Origin of the sequence: Pseudomonas sp. 5Ae-yellow, assembly GCF_014077575.1 — a bacterium.
Taxonomy (GTDB): Bacteria; Pseudomonadota; Gammaproteobacteria; order Pseudomonadales; family Pseudomonadaceae; genus Halopseudomonas; species Halopseudomonas neustonica.
Genome location: NZ_JACGWE010000094.1, coordinates 1 through 2374, shown reverse-complemented (window position 1 = coordinate 2374; position 2374 = coordinate 1). Strand labels below are relative to the sequence as shown.

The 2374-nt window shown below is 59.1% G+C and carries 3 protein-coding genes; all 3 read right to left on the bottom strand.

What is annotated here, in order from left to right:
* The coding region (gene tnpC / locus H4J77_RS19340) for an IS66 family transposase (protein ID WP_182250074.1) at window positions 1–1520 on the bottom strand (1520 nt) is incomplete at its 3' end.
* 74 nt (window positions 1521–1594) lie between these two features.
* Complete coding sequence (tnpB, locus tag H4J77_RS19335) at window positions 1595–1960, bottom strand: IS66 family insertion sequence element accessory protein TnpB (protein ID WP_123887612.1); 366 nt, start codon at window positions 1958–1960, stop codon at window positions 1595–1597.
* Window positions 1927–2292 (bottom strand): IS66-like element accessory protein TnpA, encoded by a 366-nt coding sequence (gene tnpA / locus H4J77_RS19330; RefSeq protein ID WP_182250072.1) that lies wholly within the window; start codon window positions 2290–2292, stop codon window positions 1927–1929. Before tnpA ends, tnpB begins: the two co-directional genes overlap by 34 nt.
* Window positions 2293–2374: the final 82 nt, after the last annotated feature.

Here is a 2374-nt window from a genome sequence, read left to right as displayed (position 1 = left end):
TTCCAATTGTGCGGCAGTAGCTCGTCGATGGCGTTGTTCTTCTGCGTTGGCAGTCGGGTCAGCACATCTTTCAGGTAGGCATAGGGATCATGGTCATTGAGCTTGGCTGACTGGATCAAGCTCATGATGGCAGCAGCACGTTGACCACTGCGCAGCGATCCAGCGAACAGCCAGTTGGCGCGACCTAACGCCCAGGGACGGATCTGGTTTTCCACCCGGTTGTTGTCGATTGGAACGCTGCCGTCATCGAGGTAGCGCGTCAGCGCTTCCCAACGTTTCAGGCTGTAATCCAATGCTCTGGCGGTGCCGGAGCCATCCGGCACTTTGGTTCGATGTGCGATCATCCATTGATGCAAGGCATCAGATAGGGGGCGGCTTTTGGCCTCCCGGATGGCCTGACGTTTGTCTGGTGGTAAATCCTTGGCTTGTCGCTCTACCTCGTAGAGTTTGCCGATGTACTCTAGAGCCTGAGCAGCCAGGGTGCTCTGGTTGGCCTGGTGCAGGTCATAGAACTTACGGCGGGCATGCGCCATGCAGCCGATTTCTACGATACCCTTGCCGAACCCGGCTTTGTAGCCAGAGTAATCATCACAGACCAGCTTGCCTTGCCAGTCAGCCAGGAAGGCCCGAGCGTGTTCGCCGGCGCGGCTCGGAGCGAAGTCATAAACGGTGGCTTTCAATTCCGAGAACGGTGTGGAGCAGTAGGCCCAGACGTAGGCCTTATGCGTCTTCTTCTTGCCTGGGGCCAACATGCTGACCGGGGTTTCATCGGCATGCAGCACCGGATGTGTCAGCAACTCACGGCGTAGCGCATCCACTAGCGGTTGCAGCTGGACGCCGCAGGCACCTACCCATTCAGCCAGGGTGGAACGCGGGATTTCGAGACCGGCACGACCGAAGATACGTTCCTGGCGGTAAAGCGGCAGATGATCGGCGTACTTGGCGACCAGTACCTGAGCCAGCAGGCCTGTCGTGGGGATGCCCTTGTCGATGATCTGCGCCGGAACAGGCGCCTGGATCAAGGTCTCGCAGTGATCGCAGGCCCACTTGCCACGGATATGGCGCTCTACGGTGAACTCGCCGGGTACGTAATCCAGTTTTTCACTGACGTCTTCGCCGATGCGCTTGAGCTGGCAGCCACAGCGGCACTGCGTATTATCCGGCTCATGGTGGATCAGGGTGCGTGGCAACTCACGCGGCAACGGGCTTCTTTTGGGTTTTTGCTTGGGCTTGGCTGTTTGCTCGGTAGCAGACATGGCCTGCTCCAACTCAGCCTCAATGGCGGCCAGATCACTATCGACCAGCTCGTCAAGCAGCAAGCCCTGCGCCGTATTGAGCTGTTCGCTACGCCGGGCAAACTTGTGACGCTTGAGGATGGCCAGTTCTTGGGTCAGCTTGTCGTTCAGGGCATTGCTGTGCACCAGCGCCCGGTCTTTAACTTCCAGCGAGGCCATCAGCTCAGCGGCCAGGACGCGGAGCTGGGTGGCGGAGAGCTGGTTGATGTCGGGCTGCTGAGTCATAGCGTTAGTATGCCAACGCCGTGCCCAGTTGTGGATCCGCCCTTCGGGTTATGGCCCGCAGCCGCAGAATATGATTACAGCACCGAGATGACTCCGGCCTCGCCCAGACGCTGCCAGGGCAGCCCCTGCGCGAGCGCGATCAATTGCTCGTCCGAGAGATTAACGCTGTCCCCTCGCCAGACTTCAGCCCAGTGGAACTTGCCTCGATTGAGCCGCCTGGAGCATAACCAGATGCCTAGGCCGTCGTGCACCAGGACCTTCATCCGGTTGCCCCGTTTGTTGGCAAACAAATACGCACAGTGGGGCCTGGCAGAACCGAAGACCTGAATGACACGAGCTAGTGCCTTATCAGCGCCAGCGCGCATATCCAGCGGCTCGGTCGCCAGCCAGATCTGGTCGATTCGGATCATCGCAGCAGGTCGCGCAACAAGGCGGCGCATTGATTAGCCTGGTCGGCAGGCCACTCCACGACGACAGCGCCACCGGCGTGGGGTATCTCGATACGGATACTTCTGGGCAGGTCACTGCTTGCAGTAGTCGGCCAGGCTGGCAGTTCAATCGGAACGAAGGCTGGCACTGTAGTGAGCGCAGTATCTGTTCGTCGCGATTCATTGATCCAGCGCCGCACCAGATTGGCGTTTAGGCCGTTATCCAGCGCAATGCGTGAGACGGAGGCACCCGGTTCGTGGCAGGTGGCGATAATGCGGGCTTTGAATTCTGGGGAGTGGCGACGGCGTTTCTGATAGGGCTTGGGTACGCTTAGGGTATTCATGATAAGTGTCCACTAGAAAATAAGTGGACACTATCCTGACGTCAGCGGCGACGAGCTCAAGACGGGATGGCCGGACGCTTAC

What these genes read in the sequence shown, in the direction of transcription:
- tnpA (WP_182250072.1), bottom strand. Translation starts at nt 2,292, where the DNA reads ATGAATACCCTAAGCGTACCCAAGCCCTATCAGAAACGCCGTCGCCAC.
- tnpB (WP_123887612.1), bottom strand. Translation starts at nt 1,960, where the DNA reads ATGCGCCGCCTTGTTGCGCGACCTGCTGCGATGATCCGAATCGACCAG.